Below are 17387 nucleotides of genomic sequence, written 5' to 3' on the forward strand. Positions count from 1 at the left end.
CTGCGCAGTGGATCGTTTCGGAACGCCCGCGCAGAAAGTCAAATGGCTACCAAAATTTGCCACAGGCGAAATCCGCGGCGGCCTCGCGTTAACTGAGCCCAATGCCGGAACCGACCTGCAGGCAATCCGCACCGTCGCAGAACGTGATGGTGACGAGTATGTCATCAATGGCACAAAGACTTGGATTTCCAATGGCATCAAGGGTGAGTGTTTTGCGCTTTTGGTTAAAACGGATGCCAAGGCCGAGCCCCGTTACAAGGGCATGAGCCTTATGATCGCGCCGAAGCATGAAGGCTTCACGACGGGTAAGAAGTTTAAGAAGATGGGTTATAATTGCATCGACAGTGCCGAACTGATTTTCGATAATTACCGTATCCCTGCAGATAACCTGATCGGCGGCGTCGAGGGCCAAGGCTTCTTCCAGGCTACCGGAGGCCTTGAGTTGGGTCGTATCAATATCGCGGCTCGCGGCGTTGGCTTGGCCGAGGGCGCGCTGCGGCTCGCGACCGAATATGCCCAGCAGCGCCAGACTATGGGCAAGCCAATTTCGGAGCATCAGGCAATCCAGCTGAAGATTGGCGAAATGGTAACGCGTGCCCGCGCTGCTCGCTTGCTGACCTTTGATGCTGCCGAAGCCTATGATCGCGGCGAGCGTTGTGACATGGAGGCTGGTATGGCGAAATACTTCGCCTCGGAAGCGGCCGTAGCCAACAGCCAGGAAGCGATGCGGGTGTTCGGCGGATATTCCTATTCCAAGGAATATGACATTGAACGATTTTACCGTGATTCTATGCTGATGTGCATCGGCGAAGGTACCAATGAAATGCAGCGGATGATCATCTCCAAACAATGGGTGAAGAGGAACCCAGCTTGAGAGTGAAGCAACCCTTAAAGGGCTTCCGCGTTCTTTCCGCAGAGCAATATGGCGCCGGCCCTTACGGTACCATGTTCCTCGCGCAATTGGGTGCAGAGGTCATTAAGATCGAACCGCCAAAAGGCGGCGATACCGCCCGCCATGTTGGGCCGCATTGGTTGCGCGAGGGTGAAAGCCTTTATTTTCAGAGCTTCAATCTAAACAAGAAATCACTGACGCTCGACCTTACCAGCCCGGAAGGCGTCGAGATACTGCACAAGCTTGTGAAGAGCGCGCATGTTGTGGCCAATAATCTGCGCGGTGATGTGCCCGCCAAGATTGGACTGGATTATGCGTCATTGAAACCCGTGAACCCTGCTATCGTCTGTGCCCATATCTCGGCCTATGGTCGCGATAATGAACGCGCCAAATGGCCGGGCTATGACTATCTGATGCAGGCAGAAGCGGGCTTCTGCTCACTGACCGGCGAACCCGACGGGCCACCTGTGCGTTTTGGCCTTTCGATGGTGGACTTTATGAGCGGCGCGCAAATGGCCGTTGGCTTGCTCGCAGCCCTTCTGGATGCGCAGCGTTCCGGCGAAGGTTGCGACGTTGATGTAGACCTTCTTTCCACCGCTGTGCATCAGACTAGCTATCCAGCAATCTGGTATATGAATGAAGGCGATGTGACCGTGCGGGCGCCGCGCGGTGCCCATCCCAGCGTCACACCCAGCCAACTATTCAAAGCCAAAGACGGCTGGATGTTCGTCATGGCGCAAACACCTAAATTTTGGCCCATATTGGCCGATCGGATCAGGCACTCAGAATTGATCAATGATCCGCGTTTCGATACGCCCTCCAACCGTTTGGTGAACCGCGTTGAGCTATGCAGTATACTCGATGGCATCTTTGGCGCGCATCCGGTGGTGCATTGGTTGGCACTGCTGCGAGGGCATATGCCTATTGCGCCGGTCTATGACCTCGACCAGGCGCTCGATAACCCTTGGCTTGAAACAATTGGCATGCGCGAGACGATTACCCATCCGGACAAACCTGAAATGGACGTGCTTTGCAGCCCGATCAAGATTGATGGCAAGCGGCTACCTAACCGCGCTGGTCCCTATCTGGGCGCGGACAGCAATGAGATATTGGGTGCAATCGGCTATGATGCCGGCGAGGTAGCAAAGCTGCGCGCAAGCGGAGTGGTATAACTCCAATGGCGGCGGAAGGCGGAAAACTTGCGGGCATAAAGGTCCTCGACCTGTCGCTGTTCCTTCCCGGCCCGATGCTGACCGTGATGATGGCCGATCACGGAGCTGAGGTTGTCAAAGTGGAGCCCCCCACAGGCGATCCGGTCCGCGAAATGGAGCCGTTTGAAAATGGCCATTCGGTATGGTTTGCGAATCTCAATCGTGGCAAGAAAAGCGTAGTTTGCGATCTAAAAAGCGAAGCGGGCAAAGCAAAGCTCTGGGATTTCATTGCCGACGCCGATGTCTTCGTTGAAGCCTTTCGCCCGGGCGTAATGAAGCGGCTGGGCTTCGATTATCAAGCCGTGTCATTACGCAATCCGCGTATCGTTTATTGCTCCATCTCGGCCTTTGGTCAGGAAGGTGAGCTGGCTCATCACCCTGCGCATGACATGGCGGTGCAGGCGCTGGCTGGCTTTTTGTCAGTCAATGATAGTCCTGATGGCGCGCCTGTGGTGCCGGGCGTGCCTTCTGCCGATATGGCAGGTGGGCTGACGGGATTGTCGGCAATCCTGATGGCGTTAATTGGACGCGAGAGGACTGGGCGCGGGGACTATATCGATATGGCGATGTTCGACGCAATGCTGCCTTGGTGCGTGCATACCGCCGGTAGTGCTATAGCTGGTGGTGAAGCCCCGCAGTCTGCGGCACAACGCTCATTGGGCGGCGCTGCTTTCTATCAAGTCTATGAGACATCAGACGGAAAACACGTAGTGCTGGGCGGACGTGAGAAGAAGTTTGCGCGCAATCTGCTAATCGCGCTGGGGCATGAAGATCGGATCGAAGAGGCGCTGCGTCCGGCAGGGGAACAAGAGGATCTCATCAAATTACTACGCAGCATTTTTGCACAAAAAATGCGTTCTGAATGGGTGGAATGGTTCGCCGACAAGGATGTTGCCTTCTCGCCAGTGCTGGATTTCCGCGAGGCGTTTGACCAGCCCCACATTCAAGGGCGCAGCTTGCTCTCGGAATCAGAAAATCGCCATCACATCGCCTCGCCAATTCGTTTCGCTGGGACAGAAAAAAAGAATTACGGCGCTGTTCCTAAATTGGGGGCAGATGGATGAATGCTCCACTGCGCCGGTCAGGCTTCTACATCGATATGCATCGAATAGGCAAAGCGCTCGCCGGGATGGTAGTTTGCCGAAATTTCAAACAGCCTTTCATTCTGATCAAAATAGCAACGCAAAATGCGCAGGATCGGTTCACCTTTTTCTATGCCAAGACTGCTGGCAAAATGTTTCGAGGCGGTGATCGCCTGAATGTCCTGCGTGATTTGGGTGATTTCTATCTCAGCAAAATTCTGAAGCTGGCCGAAGATGGTTGCCTCCGTCACATCGATTTTCTCGACCGCTCCGGCAAGGTCCGGATGTATCCAGGCAACGGTGATCGCGATCGGGTGCTTGAGCCCAGGCTTCATGCGCTGGCCGTGAAAGACAAACCATTTATCGGCCGTGGCAAGGCCGATTTGGTCAGCAATTTTTGGCGGAATTTCTTGCGGTTCCATTTTCTCAAAGTTGATAATGGTATCGCGCGCATATTGCAGGATTTCGCCAACATTGGACAGCGGCTGGCGCAGCGCACCTGCACGAGCAGAAGCCGGCTGGATTGTAGTACCCGATCCGCGACGCCGAGAAATCAGTCCTTCCTGCGTCAATTTACGCAGCGCCTCACGGACGGTAAAGCGCGATACACCAAACTTTTTGCACAATACGGTTTCGGTCGGGAATTGTTCTTCTTTGGAGAACTCGCCCATCATGATCGCGGAGCGCAACTCATCCGCGAGCTCGAGATATCGAGGTTTTCGGTTCTTTTTAGGCGGAGACGGAATGTCTATATCTTTTCGAATTATCGTCAAATAATCTCTCCGCCCAGATTAACATCTATTTGTCCGGGGAAGCTAAGGCAGGTCGCGGCATGACGCAAGAGAGCTTGACCGAAAAATTGGCGAAACATTTGACGCTGCGGGTGGACGAAGCAACACGCGCCAGGGCGCGGCTGCATCTGCTGGATTGGCTGGGCTGTGTTGCGGGCGCGCGGGAATCGAAGGTGGCCGCGCTGCTGGCTAAGAGCCACATCTGCCCGGTCGAAACCTCGTCATGGCTGGGCAATGTGCTGGAAATGGATGACATCCACCGCACTGCCATTCTCCATCCTGGCCCGGTCATCTGGCAGCCAGTGATTGATGCGGCCGAGGATGCGGGCGTCAGCATGGACAAGGCGCTCGACAGCGCAGTGCGCGGATATGAAGCGATGGTGGCGATTGGATCGACCTTTGATGCGCATCATTATGCACATTATCACCCCACGGCCACCGCAGGCGCTTTTGGTGCGGCAGCAGCTGTTGTCTCGATTCACAGTCTGAAACCAAATCAGTTGCTCGATGCGCTTGGCAATGCTGGATCGACGACGGGTGGCCTTTGGCAAATGCGACATGAGGCTGTCATGACCAAGCAGTTCCATACTGCAACCGCAGCGCAAAACGGCTATTTCGCGGCTTTCATGGCGCGATCAGGCATCACCGGACCGCGCATGATCCTGGAGGGACCGCAGGGCCTTTATGCGGCGACTTGCAGATCACCAAAGCCAATGGAATACCCCAAACGCTGGCGTATCTGGGATGTTAGCTTCAAGCCCTGGGGCGCTTGCCGCCACGCACATCCGGCGATTGATGCGGCGCTTGAGCTTCAGGCTTTACTCGGTAAGCTGGATGGTGAGATATTGGTGGAAACCTACAGTGACGCCATCACCTTTTGCGATAACCTGAACCCGAAAACCGTCCATCAGGCTAAATTCTCGCTGCAGCATGCGATTGCGGTTGTAGCGGTCAGCGGCGTGCCAACGCTTGCAGATTTCGAGCCAGCAATGATCAATAAGCTCGCCAAACAGCGTGCCAAGGTAACCTTGAGGGAATGCAAGGACATCAGCGCTCGTTATCCCGAGCATTATGGCGCACGGGTGACTTGCAACAAGCAGGTCGTTGAAATGATCGACACGCTCGGCGATCCCGAACGGCCAATGAGCGAAGTGCAGGTGATCGACAAGGCACGCGCGCTGATGGCGTGGGGTGGGCTTTCGAAGAAGCAAGCGGATAAGGCTGTCAAACTGGCCCTCGAAGGCGATGATCCTGCCGCGATTTACAAGATGCTCGGGAAATGGCTAGGATGACGCATACCGATGCTATCCTCAATTTCGCTTCTGCGCCGCATGTGTTGCTGCCTGAAGTGCGCGCCGATGCCTTGCGCTTGCTTTCAGATACGCTGGCGGGGGGGGCAGCGGGGGCTGTTTCACCGGAAGCATTGGCGCTGCTGCCTACGGTAACGAGCTGGGGCGGCAATGGTTCATCCCGCCTATTGCATACGCCCTATACCGTTAGTGCTGAGCCTGTCGAAGCACGGGAGTTTGCAAACCGTCCTTCGATAAGCTCAGGACTAACGGTTCGGGGTAACGGGATGTTGCTACCCGCGCCATCCGCCGCCTTCTTCAATGGCTTTGCTATTCATTGCCTCGAATGGGATGCTGTGCACGAACCGGCTGTGGTGCACGCCTTATCGGTTGTAACTGCGGCGCTGCTGGCCGCGTCTGACCGGATGGATGGCTGCGATCCAGAGGCATTTTTGGCCGCACTTGCCGTGGGCGTCGATATAGCCAGCGGCGTTGGTCTTTCGGCAACAGGTCCGATGAAATTCTTCCGGCCCGCCACGACAGGAGTTATTGGCGCGGCGCTAGCGGTCGCGCGGCTCGATGGGATGACGCGTCAGCAAATGGCTGATGTCTTCGGCTTGGCATACAGTTTTGCGGGCGGCACGATGCAGGCGCATGTCGAGGCGTCGATTACGCTGCCCTTGCAGATTGGCAACGCAGCGCGCTCGGCGATTTCGGCCGTGGACTTGATCCGCGCTGGCATGAATGGCCCGCATGATGTGCTGGAAGGACCGTTCGGCTATTCCGCGCTGATCGAGCCGCTGGAACTCTCGCGCTACACTGGCGACCTCGGCAAGGTCTGGCGGATCAGCGAAGTGAGCATCAAGCCTTTCCCCTCAGGCCGTGCGAGCCATGGCGCTTTGGGTGCACTGCAGGATTTGCGTAACGAAGGCGGGGTGTTGCTCGATAGCGTTGCCAGCATCGAACTCTTTGCACCTCCGCTCATCTACCGGCTGGTCGGGCGTCCTCACAAGCCCGACGCGCCGATGAGTTATAACCGCCTTTGCTTGGCTTTCCTCGCCGCGCTGATGTTGCGCGATGGCCATATCGACCCACGCCATAGCGAGACGATTCCATCGCTTGCAGATAATGTGATTGTCACGTTGGATGGGAATCCAGATGGTAATGCTCTTGCTCCCCAAAGACTGGTCGTGAAGCTGAACGATGGCACGACCATAGAACGCAAAATTGATGCCAATATGGGCAGCCCAGACGGGCCAATGACGCCGGCACAACTCGCATCCAAATATGATCTTTGCCGCGCACTCGCTGGTGACTGCGACCCGCGCATTTTCTGCGACCCTCTCTCTTACGCAACGGACCCTAAATGAGTTTTCCGAACTACTTCGAAGCCCTTGATGTCAAGCAGATGCTGACAGACTATCCTGTCGGCGATGCCTTTGTTGCGCGCTACAAGACGATGTCGCGCGACGAGCTTTTTGCTCTGCAAAATGCGCAATTCAAAAAGCTGATGTTGCGCGGTTGGGACGTGCCCTTTTACAACCGGCTCTGGAGCGCGAGGGGGATCGAACCGGGCGACATCAAGGGCCTCGACGATATCACCAAATTGCCTGTTTACGACAAATCAGACCTGATGGCCTCGATTGCCGACTTCCCGCCCTATGGCGATTTTGCAGGGCTTGGTGGGGGCGATCGTCCGCCTTCCATCCTGCACACAACCAGCGGCACTACAGGGCGTCCGCAGACATTGCTGTTCGGCCCCAAGGGCCGCGAGGTTGGCAATCTGCTGGTTGGCCGCATGTATCGCTGGCTTGGGTTGCAGCCTGATGACGTGGTTCATTCGGTCTATGGGCATGGCATGATCAATGGTGGCCATTATATCCGTGAGGCTGTGACGCATTTCACCAACTCGATCTTCCTGTCGGCTGGCACCGGAATCGAAACCCGTTCGGTCAATCAGGTTAATCTAATGGCCGATTTTGGCGTGACGGTGATGGTCGGCTTTGTCGATTATATCCGCAAGCTGGCCGAAGTGGCCGGGGCCGAAGGGTTGTTCGACCGGATTAAATTGCGGATGATCATTGGCCATCTGGGCACAGAAGACCGCGCCTCGACCGAGGCAGCATGGCATGGCGCCAAAGCCTATGACTGGTATGGCGTGGGCGATACCGGAAGCATCGCGGGCGAAGGGCCGGAGCGGAACGGGCTTTATGTCTGGGAAGACGCACAGTTTCTCGAACTGCTGGATGTCGATAGCGGTGCACCCGTTGCACAGGGCGACACGGGGGATATGGTCGTGACCTGCCTCTACAAGGATGATGTAGCGCCATGCATCCGTTTCAACACCCATGACATCACTCATGAGCTGGATGGTCGCGGGGAGATTGCCTTCAAGCGCATCGCCGGGTTCAAGGGACGCAGTGACAATATGGTGAAGCTGCGCGGGATAAATCTTTTCCCGCATGCGATTGGCGCGCTGATCGAGAACCGGAGGGACTTGACCGGCGAGTATGTCTGCACTGTGGAGCGGGATACCGCGACCCAGCGCGATGATATGATAGTGCTGATCGAAAGTCGGGGCGGAACCGAAAAAGCTGATATTGCCGAAATATTGCGTCGCGGCTTAGGGGTCGATGTGCTCGTCGAGCTTTGCGCGCCGGGCGAGACAGCCGCGCTGACGCAAATTGATGTGCGTCAAAAGCCAATCCGCCTGATTGACAAAAGAGGCCTATGATCGATTTCGACGCCCTTGTTCGCGCCAATGCGCCGCTCAACGCCTTTACCGATTTTGATGGGTCGGCGGAAGGTGGGGGGGGAGCGCTTGCCGGCCTGACGGTGGGTGTGAAGGCTAATATTGCCGTGGCAGGGATGCCATGGACGGCTGGTTGTGAGGTTTATAGGGGCCGAGTAGCGCCCAAGGATGCAGCCGTGGTTACGAAATTGCGTGCAGCGGGGGCTGCCATCATTGGCATGCTCAACATGGAAGAAGCGGCGCTTGGTGCGAAGACCGACAATCCATGGTTCGGCAAGACCCAGAATCCTCACAAGACTGGTTACACGCCTGGCGGTTCTTCAGGTGGCAGTGGTTCTGCGGTCGCAGCAGGACTATGCGACATAGCGCTGGGAACGGACACCATGGGTTCAGTGCGCATCCCGGCGGCCTATTGCGGGGTTTACGGGTTCAAGCCAGCGCAGACATCAGTCAGTCAGGAAGGGCTAGAGCTGGCCGAGGAATGGCTCGATTGTATCGGCCCGCTGGCGCGCAGCCTCGATCTACTCGAAAGCGCTGCCCGCGTGATGACCGATTTTGGCGATGGCGATACTGCCAGCGGTCCTTTGGTAACGCTTGCGGAAACCGGGGTCGACTGCGAGCTAGAAGTAATCGAGAAATTCCGCGATGTCATCCGACTTGCAGGCAGCGAGATCGCCGTGGCGCAGCTCGCACATCCGCTTTCGCGCATCCGCTTTGCTGGGTTCATCAAGACCTCCAAAGCCATGGCCGCGCATTTTGCCGATGCCGGTCGGGACAAGCTGTCGGCCAATCTGAAAAAGCTGCTCACCTATGGACCCAAGCGCAGCGATGCCGACTGGGCCGAGGATCAGGCGATCCTCGCCGAAACCGCACAGGCGGTGCAGGATATCGTCGCCAAACACGCTGCCATCATCCTGCCTACTGCGCCACAGGGCGCTTTCTCGCATAGCGAGGATGCACCGGCCAATCAGGCAGATTACACTTGCCTTGCCAATATCGCGAACTTGCCTGCGATCAGCCTGCCGATGGGCGTGGATGATGCGGGGATGCCGCTGGGCCTGCAAATTGTCGGGCGCACTGGCCACGAAGCGGATTTGTTCCAACTGGCGCGGGAATTTGATGCTAAGCTTCAGGCCTATCGCCGCCCCGACCATTTTCTGGCAAAGTAACAAGAGGAGAGAGCCATGCGCATCATCGTTTATTTCAAGCTGAAGGCCGGCGCGTCCATTACGGACTATGAAAATTGGGCGAAGACCCGCGACATTCCCTGCGTCAACGCGCTGGGTTCGATCAATGGCTTCACCATCCACAAGGCGACGGGCGTGTTCGGCTCGGACGAAAAGCCGGAATATGACTATTTTGAAATCATCGACATCACCACCATCGATAAATTTGTCGCCGACATCTCGACTGCGGAGTTTCAAGCCGCTGCTGCACCATTTCAAGAATATGCCGACAATCCAAAGTTCGTGCTTACCGAGGGTCTCTAAGGTCATGGCAGGGAAGTTTTTAGGCAAGACCATCGTTGTCACCGGTTCCGGCAAGGAAAAGGGGCTGGGGCAAGGGATATTGCGGGCCTTTGCGAGTGAAGGTGCCAATTGTGTCATCTCGGACCTCCGCATTGACGCCGAGGCTGAGGGCGTTGCCGCAGAGTTGCGTGGGCGCGGGACCAAGGTTGCAACCATTGCCTGCGATGTATCTGATGCCGCGCAGTGCTCAGCGCTCATCAATCAGGCAGTGGCCAAATTTGGCGGCGTGGATATCTTCGTCAATAATGCCGGTATCGGCTTCCTGATGAAACCATTGCTGGAGGTCGATACAGCCAAGGAATGGGACCGCGTGATCTCAGTCAATTTGTCTGGCGCTTTCTATTGCACACAGGCGGCAGCCAAATCGATGGTTGCCGCAGGCAAAGGCGGCCGCATCATCAACATCGCCTCACAAGCCGCCAAGACCGGCTTTCCACATCTGCCTGCCTATGTGTCCTCCAAGCACGGCATGGTTGGCCTAACTCGGGCGTCAGCGGTTGAGCTCGGTGCGCACGGCATTACCGTTAATGCGGTCTGCCCCAACCATGTGACCACCGGGCTCGGTGCGCAGCAGAATGACTATTTCTCAAAGCTGCTGGGTTTTGGAACGGTCGAGGCCTATCTGGCCAATATGAGCGCAAAAAACCCGATGGGGCGTCCTGGCCTGCCATCTGATACGGCTGCAGCCTGCCTATGGCTGGCTAGCGAGGATGCCTTTTATGTGACTGGTGAGGCGATCAATGTCTCGGGCGGCGAGGAAATGCACTGATGCGTGAAGAACGGATCGACTGGCCGAATGGCGCCAAGATGGCGCTCAGCATTGTCGTCAATGTTGAGGAGGGCAGCGAGATGACCATCGCGCGCGGCGACCGCGGCATGGAACCGGTCGACGAGCTGGGCATCCATATCAAATCACCGATCCGCAATTATGGAAATGAAAGCAACTATCTCTATGGCATTAAGGCAGGCGCGCCTCGCATCGTGAGGCTGCTTAAGGCCTATGACATCATGGCCAGCTGGACAGTTGCCGCGCTGTCCCTAGAAAACCATCCGGAAATTGGTGCCGCCATAGCGGAGATGGGGCATGAACCAGTCAGTCATGGCTATCGTTGGGTGCATCAATTCAAGATGGATGAGGCCACCGAGCGTGACTTCATCCGCAAGGCCGTGACCTCAATCGAGACGACAACCGGCACGCGGCCCTATGGCTGGCTGTCACGCTATTTCCACACTGACAATACGCGCCGACTGCTGATCGAAGAGGGGTTCGATTATCATATGGACAATTATTCGGGCGATATTCCCTTCTGGGACAAGGAGACGTTGCGAGGCAAACCAATTGCCATCGTTCCTTATCAGCTCGACAATAATGACATGAAAATGTGGACTGACCCCGCGATGACGCCCGAGCATTGGCTGGCCTATGCCAAGCGCAATTTCGATCAGGTTTACCGCGAGGGCGAAGAGGGCAATGCCAAGATGATGAGCCTTGGGCTGCATTTGCGGATTATCGGCAGGCCGGGCCGGATTTGGGCGCTGGAGGAGTTTTTCCAGCATGTCCGTAAGCATTCGGATGTCTGGATCGCGACGCGGCACCAGATTGCGAAGCATCTCGCGGTGGTGGATCCCGCATGACCCTGCGCCTGGACAAAGACGGGAAGATTGCGCGTTTGGTCATTGACCGGCCCGACAAGCGTAATGCTTTTAATCAAGAGATGTGGGATTTCTTCCCCACGCTGCTCGCCGACGCGATGGCTGATGATGCGGTCCGCGTGTTGATGGTTCATGCGAGCGAACGAGGCAGCGCCTTTTGTGCAGGTGCCGATATCGCCGAATTTGGTGCAGGTGCGCAAGATCCCACATGGCGGGCAGCAAACCAAGCCTCGATCAACAAACTGCAGCATGAACTGGCCCGCGCGCCCAAACCGACCATCGCAATTGTCGACGGCGATTGTGTCGGTGGCGGGTGCGGCATTGCGATGGCATGCGATTTCCGCATCGCCGGGCCCGCCGCGCGCTTTGGCATCACGCCTGCCAAGCTGGGTCTTGTCTATCCGCTGCATGATACCAAGCTGCTGGTCGATCTGGTCGGCTCGTCACAGGCAAAGCGACTACTCTATACAGCGGCTTTGATTTCTGCCGCTGAAGCCGAAAAAATTGGGCTGGTCACGATGCTTGCTGATCAGCCTTACGACGCGGCAATGGAGCTTGCGACCCAGATGGCCGAGGCTTCGGGGCAAAGCCAGATGCTCTCCAAAATGCAGATTCAACGCATTTTGGGTGGGCAGGCGCATGACGATGCAGAGACGCTCGCCGAATTTAGAGCCGCCTTTGACAGCGCCGATTTCAAGGAAGGCGTCAGCGCGTTTCTCTCGAAGAGAAAGCCCGAATTCAAATGAGCGAACCCATCCAGCATGGCAGCATCATTGGCGGCGTTGTGGCGACACCTGATCTGGATGCAGCATTGGCGGATTATCAAGGCGAGCTTGGCTTCGCCTTGGTTGAACAAGGCGTTGTTCCTGACGAACTGGCACGCGCTTGGGGGATCGACGGGCTGGCAGGTAAGCGCATTGCGACGCTAAAACCGACCAGCGGCGCGCATTGCTTCATCCGTCTGATTGAACAGCCGCTACCATCCGATTTCGTTCCGACCACCACCTTTGGCTGGGCGTCTTACGAAATCACTGTACAGGATGCGTTCGGCTGGCCCGCGAAAATTGCAGGTAGCGGTTTTGGCGTCATTGGCCTGCCCAAGGAGATCCCCGGCCTACCGTACTTTGTGGCGATGCAGGTGCATGGGCGCGGGAGGGAAATGCTCTATTTCAACGAAACGCGTTCGTCGACGCCATCGAGCGACCTGCCTTTCGCGAACTCGCCGATGGACCATATCTTCATCGTCATCCTCGCAACGCCTAACCGCGAAGCGACCGTCGCTTGGTATCGCGACCGGCTGGCGCTGGACGTTGGCGACACTTACACCATCGCCTATTCGATGATTAACAACGCTTTTGGCCTGCCATCGGACACTATGTCATCGCTGACCATGGTACAAAAAGGGAGGATGCCGATTGTCGAGATTGACGACTACCCACCCCAGACGAGGGTCCGCCGGGCCGACCTTGGCTGCCTGCCGCCTGGCAACAGCCTAGTCACGCTGATGGTCGACAGTCTGGATGACATCAAAGCCGATTGGATCGCCCCGCCTGCGCATCTCTCCGGCCCACTTTATAGTGGGAACCGCTCGGCGACCGTGCTGGGACCAGCGGGAGAGTTGTTGGAGCTCGTCGAGCGGGCATGATTTCCCGTGCTGCGCGGCGCGTTCGGCATCGGAGAAGAGCGCGCTGGCCTGATAATCCCAGAATGCCTTTACCTTCTATTCGTCAACACCCTAATCAAGCGCGCCCATCGTCGTGTGCGCCTTGCAATATGACACCCAGCAGCAGCCTCGTCACTGCACCGATTAAGCGCTTCAAGCCATTATCGATGGCGCTGTCGCCGTAAATCACACTGACGAGCCCGCGAAAGGCTCCGAGCAGTTCCGGCCAATGCGCCATGATCATGACCGAACCGGGAACATAGCCCATTAGCTGCTTTGAAAATTCTAATGCCGCTTGGGTTTCCGCGGGGAGCTCTTATATCGTCAGTGGTTTGATCCTTGTCATACTGCTCATCCACCCTTTGGTTTGATGGTTACCATATCTTGCCACCAATCCAATCGCCAGCGGCCGGTATGAATTCAAAGATCTGGATGCTCTCCCAAAATCCGGCTGAGAAATAGGGATCGCGCTCTATAAAACCTCGAGCATCATCGGCATCAACAGCTTTGACGATCAGCAAAGAGCCAACCGTATTGCCATCGGCATCCTTCATCGGACCAGCCACCAGATGCTGATCTAGATGGTCTTCAACATGTTTCAGATGCGCTGGGGTGGCTTTTTTTCGGAGATTTTCAGTTTCGGGCCTGTCGCGGCAATAGATGACATATGCCTTCATCTACGGCTGATCCAGAAAGCGAATGATTTCCTTTGCGGTTTCTTCGGCCAATTGATCGAGCACGCCTTTGGTAATGTTCAGCCGTTCAACAAGCGTGGCGCCCGGTATATTGGCCGCGGCCCATCGTGTTGCTTCGAGCATTTCGGATTGGCTGGCGAACACCAACGTCTCATGGCTTATCTGCGGCATTCGGCCATAGACGTCATAAGTAAAAGCCGCATCAAACGCGGCATGCATATCCCGACCAGCCCGCAATTGTTCGGCAAACATCTCCAGTGCGCGGGCAGGGCCTTGGGCCTCTAGGCGGGTGATGATACCGCGCTTCCAGGGCTTTTCCAGACACTCTTTATCATCGCTGATTTCAAATGGCTGCGCAGCCATAGCACGGTATTTTGCCCTGGTTTCGGCATTGAATGCCGGCACGTCCGCAAGCGCCAGTTTACGGATACGGTGGGATGCCATCAACGACATTTCGCCAGCAACCAGATTGCCAGTGTGAAAGCCGGTTAGATCAACCGTCCCGCCGCGCGTCAGATCATCCATGACGGCGAGCATCGCTTCGGCATATTCGGCGATGGACGGATGCGCTTTGAACGGATCGGAGCCGCCATAGCCCGGATAATCAGGTGCAATCACCCGGCGGTTCTGCGCCAGCATTGGCATGACGTTGGTATAGGCGAGCCCGCTAAATGGGCTGGGATGAAGGCAATAGAGATCCGGCATTGTCGCCTCTCCTACCGCATCCATCATGCGCCAATGGATTTGTCCGAACGGGCCGTCGGTATAGCCTTTCCTCATTCGGTGGTGACCCCAAGCCGGTCCATCTGTTCACGATAAAGCCGCTTCGTCAACGGCATCATCAACAGCGGTGCAATGGCGAAGATGACCGGAATGGCGGCAACGGCATAGCGCAGATTATCCTCGCCAAAGACGCCGCTGGAAAGCTCACCCACCGCGATGGGACCCAGCGAGCCGAACCAGCTGATCGCCAGATAATAGAGCGCCACCACCTGACCGCGAATTTGTGCGGGTGTGATCACCAACAACGACGTGACACCGATGGCCGACACAATCCCGATGCCGATTGTGTTGATGCACAGCAACGCAAAGGCCAGCTCTGCAGTCGGCATGAATAGAGGGATTACGCCCGACGGGATCATGATAAAAAAGCCGATATAGAGGATACGTAGCGAGGCGTCCTTCACACCCTTTTTCGTCCACCAGTCGGAAATCGAACCCATGATCATCATGTTGAGCGGTCCGATAAGCAGCAGTGCAATTCCATTCACATAAGCATATTTCTGCGGTGACCATCCCCAGGTACGCTCAAATGTAGGGGCAAGGAAACCATGACTGTAGGCAATAGCTGTCATCGCGCAAATGACTAGGACAAAGCCAATGTAGAGCGCCTTGTTGTCCCAGAGATATCTGAGCGCATCCGTAAAACCACTGCCGCTGATCACATTAGATGAGGCCGCGGCAGGCCGGCGGGCAGGCTCTTTCATGAGCAGGAAGATCAGGGCCAATAGCAGTCCAGGCAGGCCGACGATGATCATCGTATAGCGCCAAGGCGAAAGCTCCCCAAAATATGGCAGCGACTGGCTGCCGCTGGATGCTGTCCATGCGATCACGGCGCCGCTGAGTAGCGACGCCAGACCTGCGCCAATCGGCAAAGCCGCGGAATAAAAGGCAATGGGCTTGCCGCGCTTCTCTGTCGGGAAGCTATCGCCGATCATGGAGAAAGTGGCGGGGCTCAGCGTGGCTTCGCCAATACCCACACCCATGCGTGCGGTGAAGAGCTGGACAAAATTCTTCGCCATACCGGTCGCAACCGTTGCCACGGACCAAAGCGCGACCCCGATAGACACAATCCAGAGCCGTTTGCCACGATCCACCAGCCAGCCCATGAAGATACCGACAAAGCCGTAGACCAAAGTGAAGGCGCTCAGTAGCCAGCCGATCGAGCGGTCGGAGAGATCAAATTCCGCCTTTATCGGTTCGATTAAAAGGCCGAGGATGTAACGATCCACAAAGCTGAAAATATAGCCGACGGTCAACATCACCACTAGGAACCAGCCCGCCGCGGCAGACGGATAGGGTTTGACGGATCCGGCTGCAGCTGCTTGTAGGTCAGTATCGCTCATACTTTTCCCTTCCCTTGCCAACGCCGTTACTGGGCTTCTGGAATATTGTAGATCACAACCAGATTGTCATCAAAGTCAACAATGCCGATCTCTCGCCCGATACGGCCGTCATGGGTTTCAAGGCGGCCTTCTTTATAGACATGTAACCCAAGCGCGCGGGACTTTTCCATCACCATGTCGCAGTCAGCTATGTCCAGTACAATGGCACTGCGGCGCGGGTAACCGCTAGGTAGCGGTACGTTCTTGATTTGGGACAATGCCATCACCCGCGGCTGGTTTGGCAGTGAGAGGATCGCAAAACCCAGCTCGGCGCCATCGGGAATTTCAAATAGCGGGATCGAATAGCTGTCGGAATTATGGCCCTTTCGATAGGTCACTTCGAAACCTAGCACGCTTTCATAGAAGGTCAGCGCGCGGTCGATATCTTCCACGCAGTAATTGGCACGCTGAAATCTGGTCGGTTGTTTCTCTGTCATCTGTTGTCCTTAAATCCATTCACTGGGTTCGCCGCGAACCGAGCCGCATTGCACCCCGACATTCGCGCCGAAATAAAGGTTGGCGAGAGCGCGGGGCATCTTCTGAAAGCCTTGCTCAACATCCTGCACAGGTTTGAGCCTGCCGTCCTTTATCCAGCCGGAAAGGTCATCCATCACCTGATCCCAGACGCTCAGATAATTATAGACAAAGAAGCCACGCATTGTGCTTTCGGTGCGGCGCAGGCGGGCATAGTTGGTGAGGCCAAAAGGCTCGCTCCTTGTATATTCGCTGATCGAACCGCACAGCACGATGCGGCTATGCATGCGGAGCCGTTCGAGGCACGCGGCCAGCGTTTGGCCGCCGACATTGTCGAAATAGAGATCGATGCCATCGGGTCGCAGCGCATCAAGCCGTTCGCTTATGTCCTCGGCCTTATAGTCAATCGCAGCAGAGCAGCCATGGTCGAGGATGAAGGTGCATTTTGCTGCGCCACCCGCAAGCCCTACAACATCGCAGCCAACGACATTGGTTGCTATTTGGCTGACCATCGAACCGACGCCGCCTGCAGCGCCCGAAAGGACCATTAGAGCACCAGGCTTTGGATCGCCGCAGGCAAAAAATCCTGCATGGGCGCTCAGGCCCGTCATCCCCAGAACACCCGCGCCTAGAGCAGCCGGCAGGCCGTTGTTCGGCATCCGGATCATTTTCTCCTGAGCCGTCATCGCGCTGACTTTATAGGTTTGCCAGCCCATCTGCCCCTGCACCATCTCACCTTCATGCCAATCGGGGTGTCGCGACACGATCACTTGCGAGACGCCGCGCCCGGGGATCAGGCCGCCAATTGGCCGCACGCCTTCTCCCGATGGGTCCAATCCAGCCATGTACATCCGCATCAGGGGGGCCAGCCCCAGATAATGGGTTTTCAGGAGCACCTCGCCTTCACCGGGCTCAGGGATTTCGCTTACGGCCCATTCAAAATCCTCAGGCTGCACATTGCCTTCGGGGCGACGAGCGATGCGCCACTGGTAATTTGCATTATCGTCAATTTTTAATGTATCGGCAAGGCGATCAAAGGCAGAGAGATCAGTCATCAATCGTGGATTTTCACTACTTCGTTAACTTCAAAGAAATATCCATCCAGATCCCAGAAGGAGCAGCCGATCATATCCTTTTTCTTGCCATCGGCGCCGGTCACGGTCCAATTGCGCGGTTCGCAGTGAATGCGCG

At 56.4% G+C, this 17387-nt stretch carries 19 protein-coding genes; 12 read left to right on the top strand and 7 right to left on the bottom strand.

The genetic code is table 11. The features are described 5' to 3' along the window. The 3 genes from QE270_RS00630 to QE270_RS00640 form a co-directional block, all read left to right on the top strand. On the top strand, positions 1-874 hold an 874-nt coding region (locus tag QE270_RS00630), incomplete at its 5' end, for an acyl-CoA dehydrogenase family protein (RefSeq protein WP_300033815.1). Between the two features lie 2 nt (positions 875-876). After that, positions 877-2064 (top strand): CoA transferase, encoded by a 1188-nt coding sequence (locus QE270_RS00635; protein WP_300033817.1) that lies wholly within the window; start codon positions 877-879, stop codon positions 2062-2064. 5 nt (positions 2065-2069) lie between these two features. Beyond that, positions 2070-3167: a CoA transferase gene (locus tag QE270_RS00640; protein ID WP_300033819.1), complete on the top strand. Its 1098-nt coding sequence runs from the start codon at positions 2070-2072 to the stop codon at positions 3165-3167. 17 nt (positions 3168-3184) lie between these two features. On the opposite strand, the gene QE270_RS00645 is transcribed toward QE270_RS00640, so the two are convergent. Continuing rightward, positions 3185-3958, bottom strand: coding sequence for a GntR family transcriptional regulator (locus QE270_RS00645; protein ID WP_300033821.1), 774 nt, complete (start codon positions 3956-3958; stop codon positions 3185-3187). A 59-nt stretch (positions 3959-4017) separates the two neighbouring features. On the opposite strand from QE270_RS00645, the gene QE270_RS00650 reads away from it, so the two are divergent. From QE270_RS00650 to QE270_RS00690, 9 genes are read left to right on the top strand one after another with little or no spacing between them, the layout of a single operon-like run. Continuing rightward, the gene (locus QE270_RS00650; RefSeq protein WP_300033823.1) at positions 4018-5268 is read left to right on the top strand and encodes an MmgE/PrpD family protein; all 1251 of its coding nucleotides are present in this window, start codon (positions 4018-4020) and stop codon (positions 5266-5268) included. Then, positions 5265-6635 carry an MmgE/PrpD family protein gene (locus tag QE270_RS00655; protein WP_300033825.1) on the top strand — a complete coding sequence of 457 codons (1371 nt, stop codon included), beginning with the start codon at positions 5265-5267 and terminating at the stop codon, positions 6633-6635. Before QE270_RS00650 ends, QE270_RS00655 begins: the two co-directional genes overlap by 4 nt. Then, positions 6632-7999: a phenylacetate--CoA ligase family protein gene (locus tag QE270_RS00660; protein WP_300033827.1), complete on the top strand. Its 1368-nt coding sequence runs from the start codon at positions 6632-6634 to the stop codon at positions 7997-7999. The genes QE270_RS00655 and QE270_RS00660 overlap by 4 nt, the downstream gene beginning before the upstream one ends. Beyond that, positions 7996-9186, top strand: coding sequence for an amidase (locus tag QE270_RS00665; RefSeq protein WP_300033829.1), 1191 nt, complete (start codon positions 7996-7998; stop codon positions 9184-9186). Before QE270_RS00660 ends, QE270_RS00665 begins: the two co-directional genes overlap by 4 nt. 15 nt (positions 9187-9201) lie before the next feature. Beyond that, entirely contained in the window at positions 9202-9507 is a 306-nt protein-coding gene (locus QE270_RS00670) for an REDY-like protein HapK (protein ID WP_300033830.1), read from the top strand. Positions 9508-9511: 4 nt separating this feature from the next. Next, entirely contained in the window at positions 9512-10315 is an 804-nt protein-coding gene (locus tag QE270_RS00675) for an SDR family NAD(P)-dependent oxidoreductase (protein ID WP_300033832.1), read from the top strand. Next, entirely contained in the window at positions 10315-11181 is an 867-nt protein-coding gene (locus QE270_RS00680; RefSeq protein WP_300033834.1) for a polysaccharide deacetylase family protein, read from the top strand. Before QE270_RS00675 ends, QE270_RS00680 begins: the two co-directional genes overlap by 1 nt. Continuing rightward, on the top strand, positions 11178-11945 hold the full coding sequence (locus tag QE270_RS00685; RefSeq protein ID WP_300033836.1) for an enoyl-CoA hydratase-related protein: 768 nt from the start codon (positions 11178-11180) through the stop codon (positions 11943-11945). The genes QE270_RS00680 and QE270_RS00685 overlap by 4 nt, the downstream gene beginning before the upstream one ends. After that, positions 11942-12844: a hypothetical protein gene (locus tag QE270_RS00690; RefSeq protein ID WP_300033838.1), complete on the top strand. Its 903-nt coding sequence runs from the start codon at positions 11942-11944 to the stop codon at positions 12842-12844. Before QE270_RS00685 ends, QE270_RS00690 begins: the two co-directional genes overlap by 4 nt. Before the next feature lie 94 nt (positions 12845-12938). Here the strand turns inward: QE270_RS00690 and QE270_RS00695 are convergent, their stop codons facing one another. From QE270_RS00695 to QE270_RS00720, 6 genes are all read right to left on the bottom strand, one after another. After that, entirely contained in the window at positions 12939-13130 is a 192-nt protein-coding gene (locus tag QE270_RS00695) for a hypothetical protein (protein ID WP_300033841.1), read from the bottom strand. A 106-nt stretch (positions 13131-13236) separates the two neighbouring features. Next, positions 13237-13539, bottom strand: coding sequence for a YciI family protein (locus tag QE270_RS00700; protein ID WP_300033843.1), 303 nt, complete (start codon positions 13537-13539; stop codon positions 13237-13239). Beyond that, positions 13540-14337, bottom strand: coding sequence for an alpha/beta hydrolase (locus tag QE270_RS00705; RefSeq protein ID WP_300033845.1), 798 nt, complete (start codon positions 14335-14337; stop codon positions 13540-13542). Beyond that, positions 14334-15683: an MFS transporter gene (locus tag QE270_RS00710; RefSeq protein ID WP_300033847.1), complete on the bottom strand. Its 1350-nt coding sequence runs from the start codon at positions 15681-15683 to the stop codon at positions 14334-14336. Before QE270_RS00710 ends, QE270_RS00705 begins: the two co-directional genes overlap by 4 nt. Positions 15684-15709: 26 nt before the next feature. Further along, positions 15710-16159 carry a VOC family protein gene (locus tag QE270_RS00715; protein ID WP_300033849.1) on the bottom strand — a complete coding sequence of 150 codons (450 nt, stop codon included), beginning with the start codon at positions 16157-16159 and terminating at the stop codon, positions 15710-15712. A 9-nt stretch (positions 16160-16168) separates the two neighbouring features. After that, complete coding sequence (locus tag QE270_RS00720) at positions 16169-17251, bottom strand: NADP-dependent oxidoreductase (protein ID WP_300033851.1); 1083 nt, start codon at positions 17249-17251, stop codon at positions 16169-16171. Positions 17252-17387: the final 136 nt, after the last annotated feature.

The organism is Sphingorhabdus sp. (assembly GCF_029865925.1).
GTDB lineage: Bacteria > Pseudomonadota > Alphaproteobacteria > Sphingomonadales > Sphingomonadaceae > Sphingorhabdus_B.

Excerpts from the sequence above, each read along its gene's own strand:
- QE270_RS00640 (WP_300033819.1), top strand. The coding sequence starts at position 2,070 with ATGGCGGCGGAAGGCGGAAAACTTGCGGGCATAAAGGTCCTCGACCTG.
- QE270_RS00710 (WP_300033847.1), bottom strand. The coding sequence starts at position 15,683 with ATGAGCGATACTGACCTACAAGCAGCTGCAGCCGGATCCGTCAAACCC.
- QE270_RS00655 (WP_300033825.1), top strand. The coding sequence starts at position 5,265 with ATGACGCATACCGATGCTATCCTCAATTTCGCTTCTGCGCCGCATGTG.
- QE270_RS00700 (WP_300033843.1), bottom strand. The coding sequence starts at position 13,539 with ATGAAGGCATATGTCATCTATTGCCGCGACAGGCCCGAAACTGAAAAT.
- QE270_RS00705 (WP_300033845.1), bottom strand. The coding sequence starts at position 14,337 with ATGAGGAAAGGCTATACCGACGGCCCGTTCGGACAAATCCATTGGCGC.
- QE270_RS00695 (WP_300033841.1), bottom strand. The coding sequence starts at position 13,130 with ATGGGCTATGTTCCCGGTTCGGTCATGATCATGGCGCATTGGCCGGAA.
- QE270_RS00670 (WP_300033830.1), top strand. The coding sequence starts at position 9,202 with ATGCGCATCATCGTTTATTTCAAGCTGAAGGCCGGCGCGTCCATTACG.
- QE270_RS00675 (WP_300033832.1), top strand. The coding sequence starts at position 9,512 with ATGGCAGGGAAGTTTTTAGGCAAGACCATCGTTGTCACCGGTTCCGGC.
- QE270_RS00715 (WP_300033849.1), bottom strand. The coding sequence starts at position 16,159 with ATGACAGAGAAACAACCGACCAGATTTCAGCGTGCCAATTACTGCGTG.
- QE270_RS00720 (WP_300033851.1), bottom strand. The coding sequence starts at position 17,251 with ATGACTGATCTCTCTGCCTTTGATCGCCTTGCCGATACATTAAAAATT.
- QE270_RS00650 (WP_300033823.1), top strand. The coding sequence starts at position 4,018 with ATGACGCAAGAGAGCTTGACCGAAAAATTGGCGAAACATTTGACGCTG.
- QE270_RS00660 (WP_300033827.1), top strand. The coding sequence starts at position 6,632 with ATGAGTTTTCCGAACTACTTCGAAGCCCTTGATGTCAAGCAGATGCTG.
- QE270_RS00690 (WP_300033838.1), top strand. The coding sequence starts at position 11,942 with ATGAGCGAACCCATCCAGCATGGCAGCATCATTGGCGGCGTTGTGGCG.
- QE270_RS00685 (WP_300033836.1), top strand. The coding sequence starts at position 11,178 with ATGACCCTGCGCCTGGACAAAGACGGGAAGATTGCGCGTTTGGTCATT.
- QE270_RS00665 (WP_300033829.1), top strand. The coding sequence starts at position 7,996 with ATGATCGATTTCGACGCCCTTGTTCGCGCCAATGCGCCGCTCAACGCC.
- QE270_RS00680 (WP_300033834.1), top strand. The coding sequence starts at position 10,315 with ATGCGTGAAGAACGGATCGACTGGCCGAATGGCGCCAAGATGGCGCTC.